The sequence below is a fragment of the Gilliamella sp. App2-1 genome, from assembly GCF_001690255.1.
GTDB classification, from domain to species: Bacteria; Pseudomonadota; Gammaproteobacteria; order Enterobacterales; family Orbaceae; genus Gilliamella; species Gilliamella apicola_G.
Genome location: NZ_LZGR01000069.1, coordinates 1 through 1,072 on the forward strand (window position 1 = coordinate 1; position 1,072 = coordinate 1,072).

Annotated in this window: 2 protein-coding genes; both read left to right on the forward strand. The window is 38.9% G+C overall.

The genetic code is table 11. The features are described 5' to 3' along the window. On the forward strand, positions 1-212 hold a 212-nt coding region (locus A9G22_RS09030), incomplete at its 5' end, for a DUF2247 family protein (RefSeq protein ID WP_141670034.1). A 405-nt stretch (positions 213-617) separates the two neighbouring features. Continuing rightward, positions 618-1,072, forward strand: a 455-nt coding sequence (locus A9G22_RS09035) for a VENN motif pre-toxin domain-containing protein (protein WP_176700261.1), incomplete at its 3' end; no start/stop codon positions are given.

Sequence of the window (1,072 nt, forward strand, 5' to 3'; positions counted from 1 at the left end):
ATAATATTCGTAATGACATTAAAGATCCATTAGGTGAAGTAGAAGAAATTTATGAAAATTTTGATTATCCTGAAGAAATAGAGTCTTTCGTGAGATACATGCCTGTATCTAATGATTATGATCCTTCTAAGCATACTCAAGAGGAAAATGAAAAACGGTTATATTTTAATTGGAAACAATATTTAGATAACCAAGAAAATATTTGGAAATAAAAAATGATTCTATCCCTATCCTAAATTTTGTATATTTACCAGTAAAAAGTGACAGTTAATACAGTCACTAAATTTTATAATTAATTTTTTAATTACTAATTTTGGCTTAGCACCACTTTTTAGCCATTATTATTTTCATGCGCCATGGTTAATAAATCCCGTTTACTGTATTGCTCATTGTGTCATATATTCCTTGATTCAAAACATAAAAAACACATTAAGTTATGATTTTTACTTACAAAAAATCGGTTAGTAAAAGTATTGATTTTATTTAATTTTTTATCATAGCAAAGGCAGCTTTAACATCAAGATTGGCAATAACACCGAATTAAAAGCAACAAAAAAGGCATCTTTTTAACCGACAAGCAGCAACAAAAAATCTACGAAGACGCCTACAAAGAAGCGATGAATCAAGGCATGTCGGCGATGGGCAGTGACACCCGTCAAGGCATTGACATGGCGGTCAATCTGATTAACGGCATCATCAGCGGCGACATGACAGGGGCGGTTGCAGGGGCACTGGCACCAAAAATTGCCAGTGCCATAAAAAAACAAACCGAGCATTACAACCCTGAAACCGGCAAATGGGAAACAGACCACATTGCCAACACGGTCAGCCATGCCATCTTGGGCGGGGTGGTTGCGCAGCTGCAAGGCAACTCTGCCCTAGTGGGTGGCTTAGGCGCTGCCGCAAGTGAACGCAGTGCAGAAGTTATTGCAGGTATCCTTTACCCCGATAAAGACATCAAAGACCTAAGCCAAGAAGAAAGACAACAAATCAGCGCCCTAACCCAACTCGCGACTGGCCTAGCTACCGCCGCGGCCGGTGGTGATATCCAAGATATCAATACTGGCGTTGC